Origin of the sequence: Pseudomonas sp. CCI1.1, from assembly GCF_034348165.1 — a bacterium.
Classification (GTDB): domain Bacteria; phylum Pseudomonadota; class Gammaproteobacteria; order Pseudomonadales; family Pseudomonadaceae; genus Aquipseudomonas; species Aquipseudomonas paracarnis.
The window spans coordinates 5,505,477-5,531,059 of the sequence record NZ_CP133780.1; the positions used below are offsets into that span (position 1 = coordinate 5,505,477).

The following is a 25,583-nucleotide window of genomic DNA, read 5'->3' on the forward strand; positions in this document are numbered from 1 at the left end:
AGAAAGTCTCTATGTTCGTAGGATTAAATCTCGATCAAGTACTCTTTATCCTGCTTGAAAAAAGTGTCGAGCATGGCGTTCCAGCTGATACGGAAGTCGCCCTCATCTGTTTTCAGTACGAGGGTCTGAAGATGAACTGTGTCGTCGGCGCTTAACTTCCAGGCGTTGCTCTTGTGGCGTGTAAGGCTTTGCCTTATTTCCTCAAGATCAAGGGGATGACAGAGCAGCGTCGCGCTGACTTCCTGAACTTGGCTCTCCAGCAAGTGCTTTAACAGTGCTGCGAGCCTTTGCGGGGCAGTCGTCTCGCCGAGCAAGCAGCGAATGGCCTGGTTGGTTATGGAGGTCGCATAGTGTTCAAGGTTGTCGCGCATCGTTTGACGGTCGCGTTCCCATTGCTTGAGTTGTGCATCTGCGCGTTGCCAGATTTCCAATGAGGCTTGTTCAAGCATGGCCTCGCATTTTTTCTCGGCCATACTTATCAATTCGTCGGCCTGGGCCTTGGCGTGGCTCAAGAGGTGGTTGGCGTGTTCCCAATGGGCAAGCTCTTCGCGCTTGATAAGGCTTCCTCGTGCGCCGGATGCGTCATTGCGTAACTCAATAGTATGTCGGCATAACATTACTGTTTTCCTCACCTGTGCGAGACAGGGGCGTGTTGCCGCTCGCCATGGTCGTGACGCGCCAGACGACGGCCTGCCAGAGAGTGTTCAATCGGCCGCTTGCATGTTCGAGTGGGGCGTTTGCTATTTCAGCCTCGCTCACACGTGTACGGGGAAAGCGCAATCGAAGACGCTGCCAGATAGCCGGTTCAACCCAGCTATGAAGCAGTCGCAGTGGATCGGAATGTGGGGGCAGCATGGAGGGGTGCAGCGCCATGGAGAGGCGCATGCACCACTGGTGATGACTTTCACTCAATGGTGATGGCGCTTCGGGATTGAATATGTGCGTGACCAATGCCAGCCCCAGGTTCAGTTGATCCGTCGTGGCCAGGGCCAACCGAAGCACGGTAGCGTGAGGCGCAGCAGGCAAGCAGGCTTTAAAACCCGTCAGGTTGTCGGGCACTGACCGGCCGTTGTAAAAAAGCCTTTCAATCGCACGATACTCCTCACCTCGCCAGTCTTCGTGGGCCTGCTTCCAGGGAAAAGCCCACCACTGAGCCCAGGCCAGTTGTTCACGCATGAGAGGGTCGGGTCTAGGTGCCATGCGTTGACCCCGCTGAGTCGCCTTTAATGGCCGGCTCCTGGGAGTGACGCTTGCGCCGCGCTTGGAGGAAGATCATGGCGGCCACGGCCGAAACCAGAGCGAGCAGCACAATCATTATGCTGGTTCGCCAGAAGCCGAGATCGTCGCCAGGCACCAGGAAGGGGCCGAAATACACCAGGCGTTGCTGTTCCTGATAAGTGGAGGCAGGTACAAACACCACAGTGAGTTTTTGCGGGTTATCCACCGCTGTGGTCATCCCGGGAATACTGCTTGCCACCATTCTGCGGACCCGCGCACGGATGTTGTCGGGATCCAGGCGTGGATCATGCTTGATAAACACGGAGGCAGATGCAGGTTGGACCGGCTCTCCTGGCGCAATGCGCTCGGGCAACACCACATGCACGCGTGCGACAATAACGCCATCGATCTTGGACAAGGTGGTTTCAAGCTCTTGGGATAAGGCATAGATGTAGCGGGCACGCTCTTCCAGGGGGGTGGAAATGACCCCTTCCTTGCGAAATGTATCCCCCATGGTGGTCCGGGCAAGTCGAGGAAGGCCTGCCGCTTCCAAGGTACGTACGGCGCGCCCGATGTCGTTTGTATTGACCGTTACGACGACGCCATCTTTGGCCGGGGTCTTTTGCGCACGAATATGTTTATCAGCCAATTCGGCGACGACCTCATTGGCTTCTTGCTCGGACAATTGGCGATGAAGTTCCACTCGGTCACCGCATCCGCTCAGTATAAAAGCCATGATCAAAACTAAAACGACACGCAGAGAGTTATTCATGCTCAGGACTGCATGTTACTGATCTTGTCGATGCACTGTGTTGTCTTGGCCAGACATTTCACCATGAGTTGTGATGTGAGTTGTGCGCTATATAACTCTCGTGGGTAAGTACTGATGGCCTCAACATCTATACCTTTTTTGGTTGAGCGGATTATTTTTGCGAAGCCATCTCTTGAGTGACTGAGGTGCTTTGAGGCCTCTGTCAAAAGGAGCGAGACTTCAGGCTTGGCAGAAGTCGCGTTGGTGGGGCGTTCAAGCATCGATGTGAAAAAACTGGCATCCATACCGTCTGGCGACTGTTCCTGGGCTGCACGGGTATGTTCCGTACTGCTGCCTTTCTGTGAGAAAGGGTCGTTTGCTATTCGCATGGCGGTTTACTCGATCAAAGTGGGCGCAGCTTTACAGGCGTACACACTGGCCTGTCGGGAGGGGGGATGATTACCTTTCGGACTAGAGAGCCTGAAAGGTAATCGATCACCCGATAATTATTGACCGGACCCCGACCGGATCAACCCTTGAATGTTTTTCACTTCAGCGCTTCTCCAGCCGTTTTTTATGGCATCAGCCTTCATCTTTTCGAAGATGCCTTCGGCGCCATCTTCGCCACCTCCAGCAAATCCGTCTCCTGTGCCTCCGTTAAATTTAGTGAATGGGTTAGACGTGTTTGCCAACGCTTGTGAATAGATCGAACCTGAGGTAATAGTTGACATATAAGGGTCCTTTGTGAATTAAGAATTGTATTCGCTGCCCGTAACATCATCATAGATATGACGCTGTTGACATATTTTGCAGCTATAATTGTGTGGCCTATAAAACGGATGCGTTCCAAAAGTTTTGAGCGGAGGTGTAACGAAATATGATCCTCAATATTTGAGAAACTATCGGCTCTTCATGTGCTGGCTCGTATCATTGAGGTTTTGACTATAAGATTTTTGAACCGGGCGTCATCAAGCTTATGCCAATGATATGTTCAATTGTTTCATTCTGTAATACAGCGTGCGCTTCGCAACCCCCAGCTCAATGGCTACGGTATCCACACAGTGTTGGTGACGGTACATCGACTCTTCAATCAACGCTTTTTCAATTTGTTGAAGGCGTGCCTTCAGGTCCGTCTGAGGGGGCGGCTGACGGCAGGCGGGGGCTGAGAGCGGCGGGAGGCCCAGGACGAACCGTTTCGCCGCCGAGCGTAGCTCGCGAACATTACCCAGCCAGGGGTGGCAGAGCAGTTCATGCAACAGGCCGTCAGAAGGCGATGGAGGTGTGCAATTGAACTGGTCTGCTTCTTCCTGAATCATCTGCAGAAACAACGGGATGATGCGCTCGCGCCGATCGCGCAGGGCGGGCAGTTCGATGTTCACGACATTCAGCCGAAAGTAGAGATCACGCCTGAAGGCGCCCTGGTCGACCATGATTTGCAGGGATTGCTGGGCCGATGCAATGACGCGCATGTCCACGGAAATGAACCGAGTCGAACCCAGGCGCTCCACCCCGCGGCACTCCAGCACACGCAGTAGCTTGGCTTGCAGGCTCAAGGGCATGCTGTCGATCTCATCAAGGTACAGAGTACCCAAGTGGGCGGCTTCGACAAATCCAGCCCTTGATTGCACTGCCCCGGTGTAGGCGCCGCTGTTGACACCGAACAGCTGGCTTTCCGCCAGGCTTTCAGGGATGGCCGCACAGTTCACGGCGACAAAATTACCTCGTCGACCCGATAAGCGATGAATCCGTTGTGCAAGCGTATCTTTGCCGGTACCCGTTTCTCCCAACAGCAGGATGTCAACGTTAAGCGCGGCGGTGTTGTTAAGTGTGGTTTCAATTTCCTGACCATCGATGAGTGAAACGTCTGTTGTATTATCCTTCTGGACGTAGGCCGACATCGATGTGTACTCCCTGTTCGCTAGTACTTCACTGTAGAAGGACGGTGTGCAAGCGCCAACTCAGTAGAACGCAGAATATAAAAGTTGTCACCCGGCGAAGAGGTAGTTATGTGCCGGAATAATGTAGGAAAATGACTGTAAGTTTAAGTTTTTAATGTGCTCGGCTTTAGTTTGGTTAAAGCGTCGAAAAAGGTAAGTAGGAGAATTCTGAGATAGTTGAGTATTTGGATATGTGTTTTTATTTGTAAGCTTAAATGCCGGCCACAAAAAAGCCGATGCAATGCATCGGCTTTTTGTTCGCAGTCAATACTGCGGTGGTGCTTACACGTTAAAGCGGAAGTGCATCACATCGCCATCTTTAACAATGTAGTCCTTGCCTTCCAGGCGCCATTTACCGGCTTCCTTGGCACCGGCTTCACCCTTGAACTGGATGAAGTCGTTGTAAGCGATCACCTCAGCTCGGATAAAGCCTTTCTCAAAGTCGGTGTGGATCACGCCAGCAGCCTGTGGCGCGGTGGCGCCGACCTTGACGGTCCAGGCGCGGACTTCTTCGACACCGGCGGTGAAGTAGGTCTGCAGGTTGAGCATTTCGTAGCCTGCGCGGATCACGCGGTTCAAGCCAGGCTCTTCCAGGCCCAGGGCCTCGAGGAACATGTCCTTTTCTTCGCCGTCATCGAGCTCGGCGATTTCCGCTTCGATCTTGTTGCACACCGGAACAACGATGGCGCCTTCTTCGTCGGCAATAGCCTTGACCACGTCGAGCAGCGGGTTGTTCTCGAAGCCGTCTTCGGCAACGTTGGCGATGTACATCACAGGCTTGGTGGTCAGCAGGTGGAAGCCCTTGATCACGGCCTTCTCGTCTGCGCCCATGTTCTTCATCAGGCTGCGCGCTGGCTTGCCTTCGGTGAAGTGCGCGATCAGTTGCTCCAGCAGGCCCTTCTGGACCACTGCATCCTTGTCGCCGCCCTTGGCGTTACGCGCGACTTTCTGCAGTTGCTTTTCGCAGCTGTCGAGGTCGGCGAAGATCAGTTCCAGGTCGATGATCTCGATGTCGCGCTTGGGGTCGACGCTGTTGGAGACGTGAATCACGTTCTCGTCTTCAAAGCAGCGGACCACGTGGGCGATAGCATCGGTTTCGCGGATGTTGGCCAGGAACTTGTTGCCCAGGCCTTCACCTTTCGAGGCGCCGGCGACGAGGCCCGCGATGTCGACGAACTCCATGGTGGTCGGCAGGATGCGCTTGGGATTGACGATGGCCGCCAGTGCGTCAAGACGCGGGTCCGGCATCGGCACGATGCCGCTGTTGGGTTCGATGGTGCAGAAGGGGAAGTTCTCCGCCGCAATACCGGACTTGGTCAGGGCGTTGAACAGGGTGGACTTGCCGACGTTGGGCAGGCCGACGATGCCGCAATTGAATCCCATGGTGTTTCCCCTCGGATAAGAGTCAGGCCTTCTGGCTGTGCAGGTTTTTCATCGCACGGTTCCATTCACCGGCGAAGATATCCGGCAGCACGCCGAGGGCAAAATCGATGCTGGCATCGAGTTTTTCCTGTTCGGCGCGTGGCGCACGACCCAGGACGAAATTTGAAACCATACTGGCAACGCCTGGGTGGCCAATGCCGAGCCGCAGACGGTAAAAATTATTCTGATTGCCCAACTGCGCGATGATGTCACGCAGGCCATTGTGCCCACCATGCCCGCCGCCGAGCTTGAGCTTGGCTACGCCGGGTGGCAGGTCCAGTTCGTCATGGGCCACCAGGATTTCTTCGGGTTTGATCCGGAAGAAGCCCGCAAGCGCCGCGACAGCCTGGCCGCTGCGGTTCATATAGGTGGTGGGAATCAGTAGACGAACATCCTGACCCTGGTGCGAGAAGCGCCCGGTCAGGCCAAAATATTTGCGATCGGCCACCAGGTTGACGCCTTGGGCGTGGGCGATGCGCTCAACAAAAAGGGCCCCCGCGTTATGCCGGGTCTGTTCGTATTCGGCGCCTGGATTTCCCAGGCCAACGATCAGTTTAATGGCAGTCACGACAGGAGCCCTTCCTTTGGAGTTGTGGATAACATCGCCGTACCCAGGTGCGGCGAAAGTGGACGACACTACATCATTTACTCAAGAGTAAACGCCGCGTTATCGCCCGCTTTCTCGCTACGTTTCGGTCCGCGATGTTTCCTCAAGCTCCGGCAATACAGAGTGAATTACTCTGCAGCGCCTTCTTCAGCTTCTTCTGGAGCAACGCGTGGAGCGTGAACGTTGGCAACAGCTTTGTCATCACCGTGAGCCAGTGCGACAAACTCAACGCCTTTAGGGGCCTTGAGGTCGGACAGGTGAACGATGGCGCCGATTTCCAGAGCCGACAGGTCGACTTCGATGAACTCAGGCAGGTCTTTCGGCAGGCAGGTCACTTCGATTTCGTTCAGGACGTGAGAGATCTCGCCGCCTTTCTTGACCGGAGCTTCTTCACCCACAAAGTGCACAGGCACGATGGCGGTCAGTTTCTGGCCAGCTACAACGCGAACGAAGTCAGCGTGCATGATGAACTGCTTGGAAGGGTGACGCTGCATCGCTTTAACGATGACGTTCTGCTTGGCGCCGTCGACGTTCAGCTCGATAACGTGGCTGTAGGCAGCTTCGTTTTCGAACAGCTTGGCGATTTCCTTGGCCAGGATGGTCACGGATTCAGCAGGCTTGTTACCACCGTAGACAACGGCTGGGATGTTGGCGGCGTGACGCAGGCGGCGGCTCGCACCTTTCCCCAGGTCAGTACGCGCTTGGGCGTTCAGAGTAAATTCGTTCATGTTGTATCTCCAAAATAGCCATCATCGAGGGGCGTTTGCGACCAGCGCCGAACTCGATATGGGCAAAAAAGCCCCGCCCCAGCGGAATGCTGGGGCGGGGCGCTTTTCGTCAGTGAGGTGATCCGTTGGTTTGACCCTTAACGGAACATCGCGCTGATCGATTCTTCATTGCTGATGCGGCGAACCGCTTCGGCAACGACCGGTGCAATATCCAGTTGGCGGATACGTGCACAGGCTTGAGCTGCGGCGGACAACGGGATGGTGTTAGTCACCACCAGTTCGTCCAGCACGGAGTTCTCGATGTTTTCGATCGCTCGGCCCGACAGCACAGGGTGTGTGCAGTAGGCGAAGACTTTTGCTGCACCGTGCTCTTTCAAGGCTTTCGCCGCGTGGCACAGGGTGCCGGCGGTGTCGACCATGTCATCAACCAGAATACAGGTGCGCCCTTCGACATCACCGATGATATGCATCACTTCAGAGTGATTGGCTTTCTCACGGCGTTTGTCGATGATCCCGAGGTCCACGCCCAGGGATTTGGCAACAGCCCGTGCACGCACGACGCCACCAATGTCCGGGGACACGATCATCAGGTTTTCAAAGCGCTGGTCTTCGATGTCATCCACCAGGACGGGGGAGCCGTAGATGTTATCTACCGGAATATCGAAGAACCCCTGGATTTGGTCAGCGTGCAGGTCAACCGTGAGCACACGGTCGATACCTACCACGGTCAGCATGTCAGCAACGACTTTCGCGCTGATAGCTACACGTGCGGAGCGCGGACGGCGATCCTGACGGGCATAACCAAAGTAAGGGATTACAGCTGTGATTCGAGTCGCTGAGGAGCGGCGGAAGGCATCAGCCATCACGACGAGTTCCATCAGGTTATCGTTGGTCGGAGCGCAGGTCGGCTGAATAATGAAGACGTCTTTACCGCGGACATTTTCATTGATCTCGGCTGTAATTTCGCCGTCGGAGAATTTACCGACAGAGATGTCACCGAGAGGGATATGCAGCTGACGTACGACACGTCGAGCCAGATCGGGGTTGGCATTCCCCGTAAAGACCATCATCTTGGACACGCGCAGTACCTAGAGGCTGAGGGTAACCTGGATGAGTATTAGAAAATGGCAGGGGCGGCTGGATTCGAACCAACGCATGGCAGGATCAAAACCTGCTGCCTTACCGCTTGGCGACGCCCCTGTATCTGTTGCAACGAGTGCCTAACACTCGGTTCCTTTTAGAGCAGACTTTGCAGCTTGCGATGCAACATCGAAACGTTGCTTCCTTTTGCTACAAACCCTGTAAGGGTCTCTGTAAGAAGGGCCGAGACTTTATCAGCTTCAGCTTTGCTTGGGAAGCCCCCAAACACACAACTTCCAGTGCCGGTTAATTTTGCTTCGGTAAATTTACCTAACAAATTCAAAGCGTTACGTACCTCTGGATAACGCCTTGCTACAACCGGTAAGCAGTCATTTCGACTGTTTCCCTTGGGAACGGGGCGCACTTTAATGGGAGAAGAGTTACGTGTCAACAACGGATCTGAAAAAATTTCTGCTGTACTTACAGATACTTGCGGCACCAGCACGACATACCAAGGTTCTTCGGGCTCTACAGGGGTGAGTTTCTCCCCAACGCCTTCAGCAAATGCGGCGTGCCCCCGCACGAAAACCGGGACGTCGGCGCCCAGCGTGAGGCCCAGCGCAGCAAGGCGATCGTGGTCCCAGCCCAGTTGCCATAAGTGATTGAGGCCCAACAAAGTGGTCGCGGCATTGGAGCTGCCGCCACCGATACCCCCGCCCATGGGCAGGATTTTGTCGATCCAGATATCAATGCCAAGTGGGCAGCCGGATTGTGCCTGAAGTTTTTTGGCTGCCCGCACAATCAGATTGCTGTCGTGGGGCACGCCGTCGAATTCGGTGTGCAGTTGGATTACGCCATCCTCACGCACGGCAAAGGTCAGCTCATCGCCGTAGTCGAGAAACTGAAACAGCGTCTGCAACTCGTGGTAGCCATCTTCACGACGGCCAAGGATGTGCAGCATCAGGTTGAGCTTGGCCGGGGAGGGCAGGGTCAATTTTTGTGCGGACACGTTATTGCCCCAGTTTGCGCGGTTGCCAGTCCTTGATCACCAGCGTGACATCAAGGTCGGTGCCATGCAGCTTGATACGTTCGGGAAGCCAATAGCCGCTTTGCTCCACGTAGCTCAAATATTCGACCTGCCAGCCATCCTGCTCCAGGGTGGCGAGGCGGCTGTCGCCATTGAGGCTCAGCCGGCTCTTGCTGTCAGGTGCCGGCAGGCCGCGGACCCACCAGACCAGATGAGAGACGGGCAGCTTCCAGCCAATCTGCTGCTCCAGCAGTTCTTCCGGAGAGGTTGCCTCGTAGCGGCCCTGATTGGCCACTTCCAGGCTTGCTTGCCCTGGCCTGCCAGTCAGGCGGGCTGCGCCACGACCCAGGGGGCCCGAGAGGCGAATGTCGTAGTAGTCCTGGCGTTGCAGCCAGAACAGGGTGCCGCTGCCGGAGTCTTTCGGCGCACGCACCCCGACCTTGCCCTCGATCTGCCAGCCATCGATGCTGCTGAGCTGGTCCTTGTGTTGTTTCCATTGTGCCGGGTTGCCCTGGCCTTCAACGGATTCACGGCTGCCGATGCCCGCGCAACCGGCGAGCAGGGCGATGAAACTGAAAACGATAATGTGGCGCAAGAACATAAGCTTAAAGGGTCTCGGATCCGGTCAGGCGCTTGATGGTGCTGCGCAGGATAGGGCTGTCGGGTTGTTCCTTGAGGAACTTTTCCCAGATTTGTCGGGCTTCGCGCTGCTTGCCATTGGCCCAGAGCACTTCGCCCAGGTGTGCGGCAACTTCCTGGTCCGGGAAACGCTCCAGCGCCTGGCGCAGTAAGCGCTCGGCCTCGTCGAGGTTGCCCAGGCGGTAATTCACCCAGCCCAGGCTGTCGAGTACGGCCGGGTCTTCCGGGTTGAGCGCGTGGGCCTGTTCGATCAGCACCTTGGCTTCGGCGTAGCGCGTGGTGCGATCGGACAAGGTGTAGCCCAGGGCGTTAAGGGCCATGGCGTTGTCCGGGTCACGCTTGATGATCAGGCGCAGGTCTTTCTCCAACTGCGCCAGGTCATTGCGTTTTTCCGCCTGCATGGCGCGGGTGTACAGCAGGTTCAAATCGTCGGGGTATTGCAGCAACGCCTGTTGCAATAACTTCCAGGCGCGTTCGCCCTGCTTGTTGGCCGATAAGGTCTCGGCCTGGATCAGGTACAGCTGGATCGCATAGTCCGGCTCGGCATCGCGGGCCGCGGCCAGGCGTTTTTCCGCTTCGTCGGTGCGGCCGTTGCTCATCAGGATGTCGGCTTGGCGCAACTGCGCTGGCAGATAATCATTGCCGGGGCCGACTTGGGCGTATTCAAGCAGGGCCGCCTGCGGGTCGTTGCGCTCTTCAGCGATGCGGCCCAGGTTCAAGTGCGCCGAATCCACGTGGCTGTCACGTTCGATCAGCTCTTGCAGGTAGCCCTTGGCCTCGTCCCAGGCCTTGGCTTCCAGGCACACCAATGCCAGGGAATAACGCAGTTCGTCGTCGTCCGGGTATTGCTGGACCAGGTTGGCGAACTGCACTTTGGCGTCTTCCATCCGGTCCTGCTCAACCAGCATGCGTGCATAGGTCAGGAGCAGGCGCTTGTCGCCGGGGTATTTCTTGATGCTTTTTTCCAGCAGCGGAATCGCTTCCTTGCCGCGGTTAAGGCTTTGCAGCAGGCGTGCACGCAACAGGATCGGCGCGATTTCGCCTTCTTCCGGCGGGTTCTGTTCCAAGAGGTTGAGCGCGGCGTCGGCTTCATCGTCCTGTTGCAGCAGCAGGGCCTTGCCGAAAATCAACTGGCTGTTCTTCGGATGCTTTTGCAGCAGGCGATCGAAACTCTTCATCAGGCCGTTGCGCGTGTCCTGGTCGGTGTCGGCGGCCGATAGCGCAAGAAAGTCAAAATGTGTGTCGCCCTTGCCCTGCAGAACCTTCTCCATATAGACCATGGAGTCGTCATAGCGCCCGGCACGCGCCAGTTGCACCGCCGCGGCGCGTTGGGCTTCCAGATCATCCGGCGCGTTTTTGGCCCAGATCAGCGAGGTGTCCAGCGCTGCCTGGTCGGCGCCCAGGTATTCGGCGATGCGAAACGCTCGCTCGGAAATCCCCGGGTCCTGGGTGTTGATGGCCTGGGTCACGTAATTATCCAGCGCAATATCGAAGCGATTGCGCTGGCCGGCCAGTTCAGCGGTCAGCAGGCTGTAGATCGTTTCTTCACTGAACGAGGAATAAACCTTGGGTTTTTCAGGGGCGGGAGTGCTGTCTTCCACCGGCGACGTAGCGTCCGGCGACACGGGTGCCATGGCCTGGCAGCCGCTGAGGAAGACAAAAGCGAGGAGCAACGCGGAAGATCTATTCATATAGGAAGAGGACGACTAACCTGCGGTCGGATCATCATGACACAAGCCTTCGGCCAAACATAACCGGGGCACTCGGAATACGACTATTGCTGCCTTTTGCCTTTCCTTTGTAGGCGCGAGCTTGCTCGCTCCTACAAAAGTGCATTGATAGGCATAAGATATAGGGACAATAGACGACGGTGGTTGTTCTGGATCTTTCGAAGTAGGACAATTGTCGGCTTCCCGACATCATCAGCGATATTGAATGGCCTTCCTCGCACTCGGTATTAACCACAAGACTGCCTCCGTAGACGTGCGCGAGCGCGTGGCGTTTACGCCAGAGCAGTTGGTTGAGGCCCTGCAGCAGCTCTGCCGGCTTACCGACAGCCGCGAAGCTGCGATTCTTTCGACCTGCAATCGCAGCGAGCTCTATATAGAGCAGGAACATCTCTCGGCGGATGTGGTGCTGCGCTGGCTGGCCGATTATCACCATTTGAGCCTCGATGACCTGCGCGCCAGCGCTTATGTGCATGAAGAGGATGCGGCAGTTCGTCACATGATGCGCGTGGCGGCCGGTCTCGACTCGCTGGTGTTGGGTGAACCGCAGATTCTCGGCCAGATGAAGTCCGCCTACGCCGTGGCGCGTGAGGCCGGCACCGTCGGCCCATTGCTGGGCCGCCTGTTCCAGGCCACCTTCAATTCCGCCAAGCAAGTGCGTACCGATACGGCCATCGGCGAAAACCCGGTGTCCGTGGCCTTTGCCGCTGTGAGCCTGGCCAAGCAGATTTTCAGCGACTTGCAGCGCAGCCAGGCCCTGCTGATCGGCGCTGGTGAAACCATCACCCTGGTGGCCCGTCACCTGCACGATCTTGGCGTGAAGCGCATCGTGGTCGCCAACCGCACCCTGGAGCGCGCCAGCATTCTGGCCGAGCAGTTCGGTGCGCATGCGGTGCTGCTGTCGGACATTCCCGCTGAACTGGTACGCAGTGATATCGTCATCAGTTCCACCGCCAGCCAATTGCCGATTCTGGGCAAGGGCGCGGTCGAGAGCGCCTTGAAGCTGCGCAAGCACAAGCCGATCTTCATGGTGGATATCGCCGTTCCCCGGGATATCGAGCCCGAAGTCGGCGAGTTGGACGACGTTTACCTCTATAGCGTCGATGATCTGCATGAAGTGGTCGCTGAAAACCTCAAGAGCCGGCAGGGTGCCGCCCAGGCCGCCGAGGAAATGGTCAGCACCGGTGCCGAAGATTTTATGGTGCGCCTGCGTGAACTGGCGGCAGTGGATGTGCTCAAGGCGTATCGTCAGCAGGGTGAACGCCTGCGTGATGAAGAGTTGCTCAAGGCCCAGCGCATGCTGGCCAATGGCAGTGGCGCCGAAGAGGTGCTGATGCAATTGGCCCGTGGCCTGACCAACAAACTGCTTCACGCGCCTAGCGTCCAGTTGAAAAAGCTTACCGCCGAAGGCCGCCTCGATGCGCTGGCCATGGCCCAGGAACTCTTTGCCCTCGGTGAGGGCGCGTCAGACAGCTCTTCGGATAAAAAACCGCAATGAAAGCGTCACTGCTCAATAAACTGGACGTGCTCCAGGACCGTTTCGAAGAACTGACCGCCTTGCTCGGCGATGGCGAGGTCATTTCCGATCAGACCAAATTCCGTGCCTATTCCAAGGAATACGCCGAAGTTGAGCCCATTGTGGCCACCTATAAAAACCTGCTGAAAGTCCAGGCCGACCTCGAAGGTGCCCAGGCCCTGCTCAAGGACAGCGACCCGGACATGCGTGAAATGGCCGTGGAAGAAGTCCGCGAAGCCAAGGACAAACTCGCTGAGCTTGAGGGTGACTTGCAACGCATGTTGCTGCCCAAGGACCCTAACGACGGACGCAACGTGTTCCTCGAAATCCGCGCCGGCACCGGTGGCGACGAGGCGGCGATTTTCTCCGGCGACCTGTTCCGCATGTATTCGCGTTATGCCGAGCGTCGTGGCTGGCGGGTGGAGATCCTCTCCGAGAACGAGGGCGAGCACGGCGGCTATAAAGAAGTCATCGCCCGGGTTGAAGGCGACAACGTCTATGGCAAGCTGAAGTTCGAGTCCGGTGCGCACCGCGTACAGCGGGTGCCGGCCACCGAGTCCCAAGGCCGTATCCACACCTCGGCGTGCACCGTCGCGGTGTTGCCTGAGCCGGACGAACAGGAAGCCATCGAGATCAACCCGGCGGACTTGCGCGTCGACACCTACCGCTCATCCGGCGCGGGTGGCCAGCACGTTAACAAGACCGACTCGGCGATCCGTATCACTCACTTGCCGTCGGGCATTGTGGTGGAGTGCCAGGAAGAACGTTCCCAGCACAAGAACCGTGCACGGGCCATGTCCTGGTTGTCGGCCAAGTTGAACGACCAGCAGACCAGCGCCGCGGCCAACGCAATTGCCAGCGAACGCAAGCTGCTGGTGGGCTCCGGCGACCGCTCCGAGCGTATCCGCACCTACAACTTTGCCCAAGGCCGGGTTACCGACCATCGGGTCAACCTCACCCTGTACTCCCTCGACGAAATTCTCGCCGGTGGCGTGGATGCGGTGATCGAGCCGTTGCTCGCCGAATACCAGGCCGACCAACTGGCGGCGATAGGTGACTGAATGACCATCATTGCCAGCCTGCTGCGCGCCGCTGACCTGCCCGACTCGCCAACGGCGCGCCTGGACGTGGAGTTGCTGCTGGCCGCTGCCCTGGGCAAATCGCGCAGCTACCTGCATACCTGGCCGGAAAAGATCGTCAGCAGCGAAGATGCCCTGACCTTTGCCGGCTACCTGCAGCGACGCCGCAGCGGCGAGCCGGTGGCCTATATCCTCGGCCAGCAAGGCTTCTGGAAACTCGACCTGGAAGTAGCACCGCACACTTTGATCCCCCGCCCGGAAACTGAGTTGCTGGTGGAAGCTGCCCTGGAATTGCTGCCCGCCACGCCCGCCCAGATCCTGGACCTGGGCACCGGCAGCGGTGCCATCGCCTTGGCCCTGGCCAGCGAACGGCCGGCCTGGCAGGTCACGGCGGTCGACCGCGTGCTGGAGGCCGTGGCCCTGGCCGAGCGCAATCGTCAACGTCTGCACCTCAATAACGCTACGGTGCTCAACAGCCATTGGTTCAGCGCCCTGCAAGGCCACCGCTTCGACCTGATCATTAGCAACCCGCCCTACATTGCCGACAATGACCCGCACCTGGCGGCCGGCGATGTGCGCTTCGAACCGGCCAGTGCGCTGGTGGCGGGGCACGATGGTCTGGACGACTTGCGCCTGATCACCCAAGAGTCTCCTGACCACCTGAACGACGGAGGCTGGCTGTTGCTCGAGCACGGTTACGACCAGGCCCAGGCCGTGCGCGAATTGTTGCTGAACCAGGGGTTCGAAGGCGTACATAGCCGCATCGACCTCGGCGGTCACCAACGCATCACCTTGGGGCGCCGCCCGTGCTGACCGACCAGGAGCTGTTGCGCTATAGCCGGCAGATTCTGTTGCAGCCTGTCGACATCGACGGCCAATTGCGCCTGAAGCAGAGTCGCGCGTTGATCGTCGGCCTGGGTGGCCTGGGCGCTCCAGTGGCGCTTTACCTGGCCGCTGCTGGGGTGGGCGAATTGCACCTGGCGGATTTCGATACAGTCGATTTGACCAACCTGCAACGCCAGATCATCCATGACACCGACAGCGTGGGGCAGACCAAGGTCGATTCGGCCATGGGGCGCCTGAGGGCGATCAACCCTGAAGTCACCCTGGTCGCCTATCGTGCTGCGCTGGATGCCGACTCGCTGGCCGCTGCGGTCAACGCAGTGGACCTGGTGCTCGATTGCAGCGACAACTTCTCTACCCGCGAGGCGGTCAACGCGGCCTGCGTCGCCGCCGGCAAACCCCTGGTCAGTGGCGCGGCCATTCGCCTTGAGGGGCAGTTGTCGGTATTCGACCCCCGTCGCGCCGACAGCCCCTGTTACCACTGTTTGTACGGGCACGGCAGCGACACTGAACTGACCTGCAGCGAAGCCGGCGTTGTCGGGCCGTTGGTGGGGGTGGTTGGCAGCCTGCAAGCGCTGGAAGCCTTGAAGCTGCTGGCCGGTTTTGGTGAGCCGTTGGTGGGGCGCCTGTTGTTGATCGATGCGCTGACCACGCGTTTTCGCGAGTTGCGCGTCAAGCGTGACCCAGGCTGCAGCGTCTGCGGGGCAAAGCATGGTTAAGGGCGCGCCTATTGGTGTGTTCGATTCCGGCATCGGCGGCCTCACGGTGCTGGAAGAAATCCAGCAGTTGTTGCCCCACGAGTCACTGTTGTACGTGGCTGACTGCGGGCACATTCCTTATGGCGAGAAAACGCCGGCGTTCATTCTTGAGCGTTCTCGCTCGGTCGCTGAGTTTTTCCGCGAGCGGGGCGCCAAGGCCTTTGTGATTGCCTGTAATACGGCGACTGTCGCCGCCGTGGCCGACTTACGCCAGGATTACCCTGACTGGCCATTGGTCGGTATGGAGCCTGCGGTGAAACCTGCGGCCGCAGCCACGCGCAGTGGCGTGGTGGGTGTGCTCGCCACCACCGGTACCCTGCAAAGCGCCAAGTTCGCCGCCTTGCTCGACCGCTTCGCCACCGATGTGCGAGTGATTACCCAGCCGTGCCCAGGCCTGGTGGAGCTGATTGAAGCCGGCGACCTCAACAGCCCGGCCTTGCGCGCCCTGCTGCAAGGCTATGTAGAGCCGCTGCTCAGCGCCGGTTGCGACACCATCATCCTGGGTTGCACTCATTACCCCTTCCTCAAGCCACTCCTGGCGCAGATGCTGCCCCCCAGCATCATCCTCATTGATACCGGCGCCGCTGTGGCGCGCCAGCTCAAGCGCTTGCTGGGTGAGCGCGACCTGCTGGCCGCTGGCGAACCTGAAGCTACACAGTTCTGGACCAGCGGCGATCTGTGTCACCTAAGAAATATCCTACCGACACTTTGGAAACATCCTGGAGTTGTGCGAAGCTTTGGCTCGTGAAAATTTCGTGAAATAACACTGAAAAAAGCTGAACTTCTGGCTATGCGTCGGCTTCTATAGCCCGTTAGCCTGTACATAACCCAATTATTCCGTTTGCAAAGGACGTTTCACATGAAGCGCTTGTTCTGTTTGGCTGCGATTGCGGCCGCTATGTTGGGACACTCTGTTTCAGCCCAGGCCGCCGGCCTGGAGTTCGGCTTGGGGAGCACCAGCGATTCGACGCTGACCTACCGCCTGGGCCTGACCTCCGATTGGGACAAAAGCTGGATGCAGAGCAATGTCGGCCGACTGACCGGCTACTGGAGCGGCGCCTATACCTATTGGGAAGGGGACGACCGTGCAGGCGCCAGCAGCCTGTCGTTCTCGCCGGTATTTGTGTATGAGTTTGCCGGCGAGTCGGTCAAGCCCTACATCGAAGCCGGTATCGGCGTGGCGTTGTTCTCTCGCACTCGGCTGGAAGACAACAACATCGGCCAGTCCTTCCAGTTCGAAGACCGCCTGGGTTTCGGCCTGCGGTTCAACGGCGGGCATGAAGTGGGCATTCGTGCCACGCATTATTCCAATGCCGGCATCAGCAGCAATAACGATGGGGTAGAGAGCTACTCGCTGCACTACACCATGCCGCTCTAATCTCAAGAACACTTGGCCCCCCTGTGGGAGCGGGCTTGCTCGCGAAAGCGGTGTATCAGCTAGCACATACTTAGACTGACCCACCGCATTCGCGAGCAAGCCCGCTCCCACACAAGCCCGTGATCGTCACGAAGTTCGGGGTCAGCGATAGGCCGTGGTAATACCTTCGCGCTCTTCAAGGCATTCCGGCGCCCCCATCTCGAACTCCCGGCAAATCAACGGCCGAAGCTCATAGATCGTGCACATCATCGTGTCGCGGTCCAGCGCTGCGCACCAGCCGTCGTCCAGGCGCAGCATCACCTCACCTCCCCAATCGTCGGTATCGATAAAGCGTTGCGGCACGCCGGTGTCGGTGATCAGCATGACTTCCAGCTGGCAGCAACAGGCCGCGCACGTCGAGCAGGTGACGGGTTCGGTGATTTGAATGTGAGGGATGTTGGTCATAGGCGCGCAGTGTAAGGCAAGTGCGCTAGACGCGTATGAATGCTCGGACGGGCGTCAGTATTCCAGCCTCTGTGCAACCCCGTGCAACAGCGGAAAGAGCATGGCCCATAACAGCGCCAGGCCGATCAGTGTCGGGGTGGTGCCGTACGCAAAACTCACGCCTGCCAATTGGCTGCCGGCGTAATAAGACAACGGCCCGCCCACCGCGCCTAGCAGGCTGGCCAGCCACCAGGGCCGTGCGCTCCAGGCCAGGCAATGGCGCAAGGTGGTGGCCAGCAAGGCCCATAACAGTATCAGCCACAGCGGAATCAGTGGTCCCGGCGTATTGAACTCAAACACGCCGAGCCCGCGCAGTGCTGTATCGACCAGCGTTCCCAGCACCGTCACGGCCAGAATCACTTGCCCCTCTCTTGCCCAAGCACTTATCCACAGCAAGTGTGCGCCCAGTGCCGCGACGCCGATCAGCAACCAACGGCTATCGCCGCCGAGTACGCAGGCAAACCAGCCGCACTGAAACAGCACGGCATTGGCCAGGGATTTAAGCACTGAAACGCCCGAGCAGCGGCGGATTGATGGCCGCCGGTTTGGCCAGCAGCAACTGCGCGGTGCCGATGGTGCGCTCCATAAAGCCGCCTTCGCAGTAGCACAGGTAAAACTCCCACAGGCGCAGGAAGTATTCGTCATAACCGAGTTCCGCAAGACGGCCATGGGCGCGGCGAAAGTTTTCATGCCACAGGCGCAGGGTGCGAGCGTAGTGCAGGCCGAAGTCTTCCATGTGCAGCAGGTTCATGTCGGTTTCGCGGCTGACGATCTGCAGCATGTTTTGTACACAGGGCAGCGCGCCACCAGGGAAGATGTAGCGCTGGATAAAGTCGACGCTGCGCTTGGCTTGCTCAAAGCGCTGTTCACGAATGGTGATGGCTTGCAGCAGCATCAGGCCGTCGGGCTTGAGCAACTGGGCACATTGTTTGAAATAGGTGGGCAGGAAACGATGGCCCACCGCTTCAATCATTTCGATCGACACCAGCTTGTCGTACTCACCGGTGAGGTCGCGGTAATCGCTCAGCAGCACGGTCACTTGATCTTGCAGGCCCAGCGCCTCGATACGCTGGGCGGTGTAGGCGAACTGCTCCTTGGACAAGGTCGTGGTGGTGACCCGGCAACCATAATGCTGCGCCGCATACAACGCCATGCTGCCCCAGCCGGTACCGATTTCCAGCAGATGGTCGCTGGGCTTGAGCGCCAGTTTCTGGCAAATCCGCGCCAGCTTGTTCAGCTGTGCCTGCTCCAGGGTGTCATCAGGCGTCAGGAACTGCGCCGCCGAGTACATCATGGTGGGGTCGAGAAATTCTTCGAACAGGTCGTTGCCCAGGTCGTAATGGGCGGCGATGTTTTTTTGCGAGCCTTTGCGTGTGTTGCGGTTGAGCCAGTGCAGGCCCTGAGTGAACGGCCGGGCCAGGCGTGCCAGCCCGCCTTCCATGGCGTCGAGCACCTCCAGATTGCTGACCATCACCCGCACGACGGCGGTGAGGTCGGGGCTGGTCCAGTAACCATGGATAAACGCTTCGCCGGCGCCGATCGATCCATTGGCCGCTACCAGCCCCCATACCGCCGCGTCGAGAATCTGGATCTCGCCCAGCAGGTGCGCTTCCCGTGCGCCGAAGACTTGCCGCTCGCCATCCTCGATGATCACCAACTGGCCGTGGCGCAATTGGCTGAGCTGGCGCAACACGCCTTTGCGCAACAGCGCAGCGGTCATGCCGTTGACGTTCAGGCGGTTAGCCTTGACCGATAAGCTAGGGGATTTCATGGTGGCGATCCTTGGTATACCCGACTGCGGTGCGAGAGGCGCCATCGGCGGCCTGGTGGGAAAAAATCGGTGTGCGTTTGAGCAGCAGGCGCAAGGCTTGCCAGTAGATCGCAAGGCCGGTCTTGGCGGTCATCCAGGGGAAGCGCCACAGATAGCGATGCAGGCTGGCGCGGCTCAGTGCCTGTTTTTCCAGGCTCAAGGTGGCGTCGAAGACTTTTTGCGTGCCCTGCCAATCGGCCATATGCACGCCGAGCCTGGCTGCGGGCGGGCTGAAACTCATGCGGTATTCCAGCTCGCGAGGCAAAAACGGCGACACATGGAAGGCCTTGGCCACGGCGAAATGCTGGTGCTCATCGGCGCCCAGTGCCTGGGCAGGCAGCACGTAGTGATAGCGCTCGCGCCATGGGGTGTTGGTCACTTCACACAGGATCGCGGCCAGTCGCCCGTCAGCCTCGAAGCAGTAGAAGAAACTCACCGGGTTAAAAGCCAGGCCCCAACTGCGGGCCTGGGTCAGCAGGCAGATAGCGCCCTGGGGCGTATGCCCCAGGGCCTTGCCGACTTCGTCGCGCACAGCATCGCTCAAGCTCATGCCGTGGCGCGTGAATTCACGCAGGTAATCCTGCTGGCGGAAACCGAAAGGCGCCAGGCGACTCGTGCCAGCCAGCGGCGAGAGCCCCAGTACTTCGTCCTCTTCGCTGAGGTCCAGGTACAGCAGGCCGATGCGGTAGCGAAAGGCGTGGGCCTTGGGCGTAAACCGCCGATGGGCGATCCAGCCGCTGTACAGGGCGCTGTTCACAGGGTTTCCCCAAACGCCTGGGCCACGCGCAGAGCGCTGACCACGCCGTCTTCGTGAAAGCCGTTGGCCCAGTAGGCCCCGCAGTAGAAGGTATTGCGCACGCCGTTCAATTCTTTCCAGCGTGCCTGTGCGGCGACTGCGGCCAGGCTGTATTGCGGATGGGCGTAGGTGTAGCGCGCCAGGATCTTTAGCGGGTTGATCATCGGCGTCTGGTTGAGGCTGACGCAAAAGGTAGTGGCGCTGTCGATGCCTTGCAGGATGTTCATGTCATAGGTGACGGCGGCCTGTTGTTGCACGTTGCCCGTCAGCCGATAGTTCCAGCTGGCCCAGGCCAGTTTGCGGTCGGGCAGCAGGCGTGTGTCGGTGTGCAGCACCACGTCGTTGTCGGCGTAGGGCAGGGCACCGAGGATCTGCTGTTCGGCCTGGCTGGGGTCATCGAGCAAGGCCAGGGCCTGATCGCTGTGGCAGGCGAACACCACGCGGTCGAAGGTTTCGCTGCCGGCCGGGCTGTGGATAACCACACCCTCGTCGCTGCGTTGCACCTTATGCACAGGGCAGTTGAGCCGTATCTGTTCGCGAAAGCTGCGGGTCAGCGGCTCGATATAACAGCTGGAGCCGCCTTCGATCACACACCATTGCGGGCGGTTGCTCACCGAGAGCAAGCCGTGGTTCTTGAAGAAACGCACAAAAAACTGCAGCGGAAACTTGAGCATATCGGCCAGGGACATCGACCAGATGGCCGCGCCCATCGGCACGATGTAATGCCGGATAAACCTGGGGCCATAGCCGCCAGCGGTGAGGTAATCGCCCAGGGTCATGTCGGCGCTGATGCGCTGCTCTTGCAAGTCCAGGGGCGCCTGGCGATTGAAGCGCAGGATATCGCGCAACATGCCCCAGAACCCCGGCGACAGGATGTTGCGGCGCTGGGCAAACAGGCTGTTGAGGTTGTTGCCGTTGTACTCAAAGCCAGTGCTTTGGTCACACACCGAAAAGCTCATCTCGGTGGGTTTGAACCTGACCCCGATCTGCTCCAGCAGACGGATGAAGTTGGGGTAGGTCCAGTCGTTGAACACAATGAAGCCCGTGTCCACCGCATAGCTTTTGCCGTCGACCGTCACCTTGGCCGTGTGGGTATGCCCGCCAATGCAGTCACTGGCCTCGAACAGCGTAATGTCGTGGCGACGGCTGAGCAGGTAGGCGCTGGTCAGCCCGGCGATGCCGCTGCCGATAATGGCGATCTTCACAGGTCGTCCTTCTTCGGTGGCGGGCTGCGCAGCATGCGTTTGCCGATGATCAGTTGCGCGCGGTTGGGCAGCTTCGACAGCGGCCACAAGGTGGCAATGAACAGGGCCGGAAAGGCGATTTCCAGCGGGCGTTTTTCCAGCTTGGCGAAGATGTGTTTCGCGGCTTTGTCGGCCGGCCAGCTCAGGGGCATCGGGAAATCATTGCGCTCGGTCAGCGGCGTGTCGACGAAGCCTGGGCTGATCACCGTGACATCGATGTTTTCTGGCGACAGGCCGATACGCAGGGATTCGAACAAGTAACGCAGGCCGGCCTTGGACGCGCCGTAGGCTTCGGCGCGAGGCATGGGCAGGTAGGTCACGGCACTGGCCACGCCCACCAGATGCGGGGTACGCCCGGCGCGCAACAGCGGCAGCGCGGCCTCGATGCAATAACTGCTCGCCAGCAGGTTGGTACGCACCACGTGCTCGATGATCGAGGCGTCAAATTGCCGGGCGTCGACGTATTCACAAGTGCCGGCGTTGAGGATCACCGTGTCCAGCGAACCCCAGACCTCGCTGATACGCTCACCGATCTCGCGCACGGTCTGGCTGTTGGTCAGGTCGCCGGCCACCACCAGCACCTGGCCTGGATATCGAACGGCGAGGGCATCCAGCGGGCCTTGGGTGCGGGAACTCAGGGCCACTTGGGCGCCGCTCTCGAGCAACTCCACGGCCAGCGCCGCACCGATACCACTGCTGGCGCCGGTCAGCCAATAACGACGGGGCGGTGTAAGGCTCATCCCATTCTCCTTTTCAGCCAACGAATAACGCGACCCAGTAGGGGGACATGTTCATAGAGCAGGGCGCCGGCATCGAAGTAGTCGCGATGGCGGTAAACCTTGTCGTGCCACATCAAATGGGAACAGCCTGGCACCTCGATCACCTGGCCGCCGGCCAGGCGTGGGTGACGAAAACGCATAGTCCAGCGCAGGTAGCCCTCGCCTTCGGCCACGGTATCGAAGCCGTGGAAGTCAAAATTCAGCTCGCTGACGTTGCTGTACAAGTCGGCAAAGTAACGCTGCAACGCTGGCAGGCCCTGAACTTCATGCAGGGGGTCGGCGAAGGCGACGTCCTCGCTGTACAGGCGGCCGAGCAGGTGCAGGTTGTGCTTGTCCAGCGTGGCGAAGGTGGGGGCGAACTGGCGCAGGAAGTCACTCATGTTCGGCCATCTCCTGACGCGAAGGCAGCCGGCGAAATGCGGCCAAGGCGCGCTCGCGAGACTGTTTCAAATCGACGATGGCACGCGGGTAATCCGCCACGCCGAACAGGCCGCCAGCCGCTTCGGGGTTGTGCACTTGTTTTTTATTCAGCGCGGCCAGTTCCGGGAGCCAGCGTTTGATGAATACGCCGTCGCCGTCGAATTTTTCCGATTGGCTCAGCGGGCTGAATATCCGGAAATACGGCGCCGAGTCGGTGCCGGTGGACGAACTCCACTGCCAGCCGCCGTTGTTGGCCGCCAGATCACCGTCGATCAGGTGGCGCATGAAGAAGCGCTCGCCTTCGCGCCAGTCGATCAGCAGGTTTTTGGTCAGGAACATCGCCACCACCATGCGCAGGCGGTTGTGCATCCAGCCGGTTTCCAGCAGTTGGCGCATGGCCGCGTCGATGATCGGCAAGCCGGTGCGCGCCTGTTGCCAGGCGGCCAGGTCTTCGGGCGCCTTGCGCCAGGCCAGCGCTTCGGTTTCCGGGCGAAACGCGCGGTGGCGGGAAACCCGTGGGTAGCCGACCAGGATGTGCTTGTAGAACTCGCGCCACAGCAGCTCGTTGATCCAGGTGATGGCGCCGATGTCGCCGCTTTCGAACTCGCCCTGGTTGGTTTGCAGCGCGGCGTGCAAGCACTGGCGCGGCGAAACCACTCCGGCGGCCAGGTAGGCAGAAAGCTGACTGGTGCCGGGCTTGGCCGGGAAGTCGCGTTCGTCCTTGTAATAGCTGATCTGCTGATCGGCGAAGGCATCAAGGCGACGGCGCGCTTCGTCTTCGCCAGCGGGCCAGAGGGCACGCAAGGTTTCGCTGGGTGTCGGGAACCCTTCGACTGCCGTTGGCACAGGGTCGCTCTTCACGCCAGGCTCCGCCTGGGCCTTTGGCGTCGGCACCCTGCGGGGCAGGGCGCTGTGCAGGCGGCTGTAGCAGACCTTGCGGAACTGGCTGAACACCTGGAAGTAGGTGCCGGTCTTGGTCAGCACACTACCCGGCTGGAAAAACAGTTGGTCCAGGTAGCTGTGGAAGGTCACGCCGTCAGCTTCCAGGGCCTGGGCCACGGCGCTGTCGCGGCGGCTCTCGTGAATGCCGTATTCCTCGTTGACGTGTACCGACTCCACCGACAGCTCGCGGCACAGTTGGCTCAGTACCGTCGGCGCCTGGTCCCAGGTCGCGGCGTGGCGGATTAACAGGGGGATGTTGAGGTTGTCCAGTGCCTGGCTCAGGTGCTGCAAGTTGCGCAGCCAGAAATCGACTTTGCACGGCGCGTCATCATGCGCCTGCCATTGCTCGGGTGTGATCAGGTAAACAGCCGCGACGGGGCCGCGCTGGCTCGCGGCCGCCAGGGCAGTGTTGTCGTGCAGGCGCAAGTCGGTGCGCAACCAGATCAGATGCATTCAGACAATTCCACGCTGGATCAATAATTGATGGGCCGACAACAGGTCCTCGGCCACGGACAACTCAGGGATGTCCTGGGTTAATACGCCCAACTCGGCGTGGTGGATGCACACCGTTGGTCCGGCAATCACGGTTGGGCAACGGATGCCGCCCAGCAGTTTGCTGAGGGCCGGCACCTGCAACGCCTTGCTCGAATACAGCAGCACCGCACGCGGTTGCAGGTGTTCCACCGCCAGGGCGAGTTCGCCCATCGGCAGCGGCCAATCGAACACTTCCACCGGGCAATCGGCACTGCTGGCCAGCCAGGCGCTGAGCCACAGGTGGGGTTCCAGGGGCAGGTCGGAATGATTGACCAGCAACAGCGGCGCGCCGTGGAGTTGACGATTGTTGTGATAGATCCGTGCGCCAAACTTGCTGCGCAGCCAGGACAGGAAGAACACCCGCTCCATCTGCGCGCCGAACTGGCCCTGCCAGCGTTGTTCCAGCTCGTTGAGCAGCGGCAGCATCAGTTGCTCGCACAAGGTGCGTGGTGGGTACAGCGCCATGGCCTGGTTGAAGGCGTCATCGACCCGGCGCTCGGCCAGTTCACTGATGGCACTCACCAAATGCTGGCGCAGGCTCTGCCACTCGTTTTCCATCGGCTCCGGGCTACCTTGGGCGGAGTCGATCAGCCCTTTGACCTGGCTGACCGGCACGCCGCGATTGAGCCAGGTGAGGATGGCCTGGATGCGTTGCACGTGTTCGGCGCTGAACAACCGATGCCCTTTGGGCGTGCGCTGGGGCACGATGAGGCCGTAGCGGCGCTCCCACGCGCGCAGCGTCACCGCATTCACGCCGGTCTGGCGCGCCACCTCGCGGATCGGCAGCCAGCCGTTTTCCAGGGCCAGGGCGATGTCTTCGCCGGGTTCGTCGAGCAGGGCAGGTTTCATGGGTTAGATCGCATTACGCAGGCTGAGGTTTTCCGGGTGCGGTTGCAGGTAGGCCTGCTGCGCGATGTAGCGGTCCGGATGTTGGCGAAAGTGGTGTTTGAGCAGGGTCAGCGGCACCACCAGTGGCACGATGCCGTGGCGGTATTGGCCGATGACGGTCTGCATTTCCTGTTTGTCATCGGCGCTGATGGCCTGCTTGAGGTAGCCACTGATGTGTTGCAGCACATTGGTATGGGTACCGCGAGTTGCGCATTTTTTCAGGCCCGCCATCAGTTCGCTGAAATAGCCGTCGGCCAGAGCTTGCAGGTCAATGCCCTTGCCCATGCTGCCGAGCAAGTGGCCCAGGCTTTTGTAATGCGCCGGGCTGTGGGCCATCAGCAGGTACTTGTAGCGCGAGTGAAACGTCAGCAAGCGGTGACGGGTAAGGCCGTCGGCCAACAGTTGCTGCCAACTGGCGTACACGAATACGCGAGTGAGGAAGTTTTCTCGAAGCACCGGGTCGTTCAGGCGACCGTCCTCTTCCACCGGCAGGTTGGGGTGGCGGGCACAAAACGCCTGGGCGTAAATACCGCGCCCGCCACCGTCGACGGGCGTGCCGTTGTCGCGGTACACCTTGACCCGCTCCAGCCCACAAGACGGTGACTTTTGCATGAAAATGTAGCCGCACAGGTCGGTATGTTCCCGGGCCATTTGCTGGCCGTAATCGTCCAGTGGCTGAGTGACATTGAGCGCAGGGTTTACGCTGCCCACAGCCTGCGGTTGGTTGGGATCGCCGACCAGGCGGATCGCTTGCCGAGGAATGCCCAGGCCGATGGCAACTTCAGGGCACAACGGGACAAAATCGAAGTAGTCACTCAGGGTCTGGCTGCATAGCAGGGACTGTTTATGACCGCCATTGAAGCGCACGTTCTCACCCAGAAGGCAGGCGCTGATGGCGATCTTCGGTTTCACATGGCTGGACATAAGCAAACCTCTGCAAGAATCCTGTACAAGCTAAAAATCTTGTACAACTAAAT

General features: G+C 59.3%; 28 protein-coding genes and 1 tRNA gene. 6 read left to right on the forward strand and 23 right to left on the reverse strand.

Annotation, left to right across the window (positions count from 1 at the left end; translation table 11 throughout):
• Window positions 1-23: 23 nt before the first annotated feature.
• The 13 genes from sctL to RHM69_RS24865 all read right to left on the reverse strand — a co-directional run bounded on the left by sctL (window position 24) and on the right by RHM69_RS24865 (window position 11,100).
• A complete protein-coding gene (gene sctL / locus RHM69_RS24805) occupies window positions 24-617 on the reverse strand; it encodes a type III secretion system stator protein SctL (RefSeq protein ID WP_200601347.1) in 594 nt (197 codons plus the stop codon).
• Window positions 595-1,176: a type III secretion protein gene (locus RHM69_RS24810; protein ID WP_224796991.1), complete on the reverse strand. Its 582-nt coding sequence runs from the start codon at window positions 1,174-1,176 to the stop codon at window positions 595-597. The genes sctL and RHM69_RS24810 overlap by 23 nt, the downstream gene beginning before the upstream one ends.
• Before the next feature lie 13 nt (window positions 1,177-1,189).
• The gene (gene sctJ / locus RHM69_RS24815) at window positions 1,190-1,990 is read right to left on the reverse strand and encodes a type III secretion system inner membrane ring lipoprotein SctJ (protein WP_014716826.1); all 801 of its coding nucleotides are present in this window, start codon (window positions 1,988-1,990) and stop codon (window positions 1,190-1,192) included.
• Between the two features lie 485 nt (window positions 1,991-2,475).
• Window positions 2,476-2,700 (reverse strand): hypothetical protein, encoded by a 225-nt coding sequence (locus RHM69_RS24820; RefSeq protein ID WP_014716828.1) that lies wholly within the window; start codon window positions 2,698-2,700, stop codon window positions 2,476-2,478.
• A 243-nt stretch (window positions 2,701-2,943) separates the two neighbouring features.
• Window positions 2,944-3,867 (reverse strand): sigma 54-interacting transcriptional regulator, encoded by a 924-nt coding sequence (locus tag RHM69_RS24825; RefSeq protein WP_014716829.1) that lies wholly within the window; start codon window positions 3,865-3,867, stop codon window positions 2,944-2,946.
• 321 nt (window positions 3,868-4,188) lie between these two features.
• Window positions 4,189-5,289 (reverse strand): redox-regulated ATPase YchF, encoded by a 1,101-nt coding sequence (gene ychF / locus RHM69_RS24830; RefSeq protein WP_014716830.1) that lies wholly within the window; start codon window positions 5,287-5,289, stop codon window positions 4,189-4,191.
• 22 nt (window positions 5,290-5,311) lie between these two features.
• Window positions 5,312-5,896 (reverse strand): aminoacyl-tRNA hydrolase, encoded by a 585-nt coding sequence (gene pth, locus RHM69_RS24835; protein WP_010213318.1) that lies wholly within the window; start codon window positions 5,894-5,896, stop codon window positions 5,312-5,314.
• Between the two features lie 167 nt (window positions 5,897-6,063).
• Window positions 6,064-6,663 carry a 50S ribosomal protein L25/general stress protein Ctc gene (locus tag RHM69_RS24840; RefSeq protein ID WP_003188351.1) on the reverse strand — a complete coding sequence of 200 codons (600 nt, stop codon included), beginning with the start codon at window positions 6,661-6,663 and terminating at the stop codon, window positions 6,064-6,066.
• Window positions 6,664-6,800: 137 nt separating this feature from the next.
• Window positions 6,801-7,742: a ribose-phosphate pyrophosphokinase gene (locus RHM69_RS24845; protein WP_003171603.1), complete on the reverse strand. Its 942-nt coding sequence runs from the start codon at window positions 7,740-7,742 to the stop codon at window positions 6,801-6,803.
• Window positions 7,743-7,788: 46 nt separating this feature from the next.
• A tRNA-Gln gene (locus tag RHM69_RS24850) sits at window positions 7,789-7,863 on the reverse strand.
• A 37-nt stretch (window positions 7,864-7,900) separates the two neighbouring features.
• Window positions 7,901-8,704: a 4-(cytidine 5'-diphospho)-2-C-methyl-D-erythritol kinase gene (ispE, locus tag RHM69_RS24855; protein ID WP_178114207.1), complete on the reverse strand. Its 804-nt coding sequence runs from the start codon at window positions 8,702-8,704 to the stop codon at window positions 7,901-7,903.
• Window positions 8,705-8,753: 49 nt separating this feature from the next.
• Complete coding sequence (gene lolB, locus RHM69_RS24860) at window positions 8,754-9,371, reverse strand: lipoprotein insertase outer membrane protein LolB (protein ID WP_014716832.1); 618 nt, start codon at window positions 9,369-9,371, stop codon at window positions 8,754-8,756.
• A gap of 4 nt (window positions 9,372-9,375) precedes the next feature.
• On the reverse strand, window positions 9,376-11,100 hold the full coding sequence (locus RHM69_RS24865) for a tetratricopeptide repeat protein (protein ID WP_014716833.1): 1,725 nt from the start codon (window positions 11,098-11,100) through the stop codon (window positions 9,376-9,378).
• Window positions 11,101-11,344: 244 nt separating this feature from the next.
• On the opposite strand from RHM69_RS24865, the gene hemA reads away from it, so the two are divergent.
• The 6 genes from hemA (at window position 11,345) to RHM69_RS24895 (ending at window position 16,710) form a co-directional block, all read left to right on the forward strand.
• Complete coding sequence (gene hemA / locus RHM69_RS24870) at window positions 11,345-12,634, forward strand: glutamyl-tRNA reductase (protein WP_003188356.1); 1,290 nt, start codon at window positions 11,345-11,347, stop codon at window positions 12,632-12,634.
• Window positions 12,631-13,713: a peptide chain release factor 1 gene (gene prfA / locus RHM69_RS24875; protein ID WP_014716834.1), complete on the forward strand. Its 1,083-nt coding sequence runs from the start codon at window positions 12,631-12,633 to the stop codon at window positions 13,711-13,713. Before hemA ends, prfA begins: the two co-directional genes overlap by 4 nt.
• Entirely contained in the window at window positions 13,714-14,544 is an 831-nt protein-coding gene (prmC, locus tag RHM69_RS24880) for a peptide chain release factor N(5)-glutamine methyltransferase (protein ID WP_014716835.1), read from the forward strand.
• On the forward strand, window positions 14,538-15,293 hold the full coding sequence (locus tag RHM69_RS24885) for a molybdopterin-synthase adenylyltransferase MoeB (RefSeq protein WP_014716836.1): 756 nt from the start codon (window positions 14,538-14,540) through the stop codon (window positions 15,291-15,293). Before prmC ends, RHM69_RS24885 begins: the two co-directional genes overlap by 7 nt.
• Complete coding sequence (murI, locus tag RHM69_RS24890; protein WP_014716837.1) at window positions 15,286-16,080, forward strand: glutamate racemase; 795 nt, start codon at window positions 15,286-15,288, stop codon at window positions 16,078-16,080. Before RHM69_RS24885 ends, murI begins: the two co-directional genes overlap by 8 nt.
• 111 nt (window positions 16,081-16,191) lie before the next feature.
• Window positions 16,192-16,710, forward strand: coding sequence for an acyloxyacyl hydrolase (locus RHM69_RS24895; protein WP_014716838.1), 519 nt, complete (start codon window positions 16,192-16,194; stop codon window positions 16,708-16,710).
• Between the two features lie 141 nt (window positions 16,711-16,851).
• Here RHM69_RS24895 and RHM69_RS24900 read toward each other — a convergent pair whose 3' ends face one another.
• From RHM69_RS24900 to RHM69_RS24945, 10 genes are read right to left on the reverse strand one after another with little or no spacing between them, the layout of a single operon-like run.
• A complete protein-coding gene (locus RHM69_RS24900; protein ID WP_003188364.1) occupies window positions 16,852-17,154 on the reverse strand; it encodes a YkgJ family cysteine cluster protein in 303 nt (100 codons plus the stop codon).
• A 54-nt stretch (window positions 17,155-17,208) separates the two neighbouring features.
• Window positions 17,209-17,700 carry a DUF2878 domain-containing protein gene (locus tag RHM69_RS24905; RefSeq protein WP_014716839.1) on the reverse strand — a complete coding sequence of 164 codons (492 nt, stop codon included), beginning with the start codon at window positions 17,698-17,700 and terminating at the stop codon, window positions 17,209-17,211.
• The gene (locus RHM69_RS24910) at window positions 17,693-18,964 is read right to left on the reverse strand and encodes an SAM-dependent methyltransferase (protein WP_014716840.1); all 1,272 of its coding nucleotides are present in this window, start codon (window positions 18,962-18,964) and stop codon (window positions 17,693-17,695) included. Before RHM69_RS24910 ends, RHM69_RS24905 begins: the two co-directional genes overlap by 8 nt.
• The gene (locus tag RHM69_RS24915) at window positions 18,951-19,760 is read right to left on the reverse strand and encodes a DUF1365 domain-containing protein (protein WP_014716841.1); all 810 of its coding nucleotides are present in this window, start codon (window positions 19,758-19,760) and stop codon (window positions 18,951-18,953) included. Before RHM69_RS24915 ends, RHM69_RS24910 begins: the two co-directional genes overlap by 14 nt.
• Window positions 19,757-21,004, reverse strand: a complete 1,248-nt coding sequence (locus RHM69_RS24920) for an NAD(P)/FAD-dependent oxidoreductase (protein ID WP_014716842.1) — start codon at window positions 21,002-21,004, stop codon at window positions 19,757-19,759. The genes RHM69_RS24915 and RHM69_RS24920 overlap by 4 nt, the downstream gene beginning before the upstream one ends.
• Complete coding sequence (locus tag RHM69_RS24925) at window positions 21,001-21,783, reverse strand: SDR family NAD(P)-dependent oxidoreductase (RefSeq protein ID WP_014716843.1); 783 nt, start codon at window positions 21,781-21,783, stop codon at window positions 21,001-21,003. The genes RHM69_RS24920 and RHM69_RS24925 overlap by 4 nt, the downstream gene beginning before the upstream one ends.
• The gene (locus tag RHM69_RS24930) at window positions 21,780-22,202 is read right to left on the reverse strand and encodes a nuclear transport factor 2 family protein (RefSeq protein WP_014716844.1); all 423 of its coding nucleotides are present in this window, start codon (window positions 22,200-22,202) and stop codon (window positions 21,780-21,782) included. The genes RHM69_RS24925 and RHM69_RS24930 overlap by 4 nt, the downstream gene beginning before the upstream one ends.
• A complete protein-coding gene (gene phrB / locus RHM69_RS24935) occupies window positions 22,195-23,637 on the reverse strand; it encodes a deoxyribodipyrimidine photo-lyase (protein WP_014716845.1) in 1,443 nt (480 codons plus the stop codon). Before phrB ends, RHM69_RS24930 begins: the two co-directional genes overlap by 8 nt.
• Window positions 23,638-24,567, reverse strand: a complete 930-nt coding sequence (locus tag RHM69_RS24940) for a MerR family transcriptional regulator (protein WP_014716846.1) — start codon at window positions 24,565-24,567, stop codon at window positions 23,638-23,640.
• A 3-nt stretch (window positions 24,568-24,570) separates the two neighbouring features.
• Complete coding sequence (locus tag RHM69_RS24945) at window positions 24,571-25,530, reverse strand: YbgA family protein (RefSeq protein ID WP_014716847.1); 960 nt, start codon at window positions 25,528-25,530, stop codon at window positions 24,571-24,573.
• Window positions 25,531-25,583: the final 53 nt, after the last annotated feature.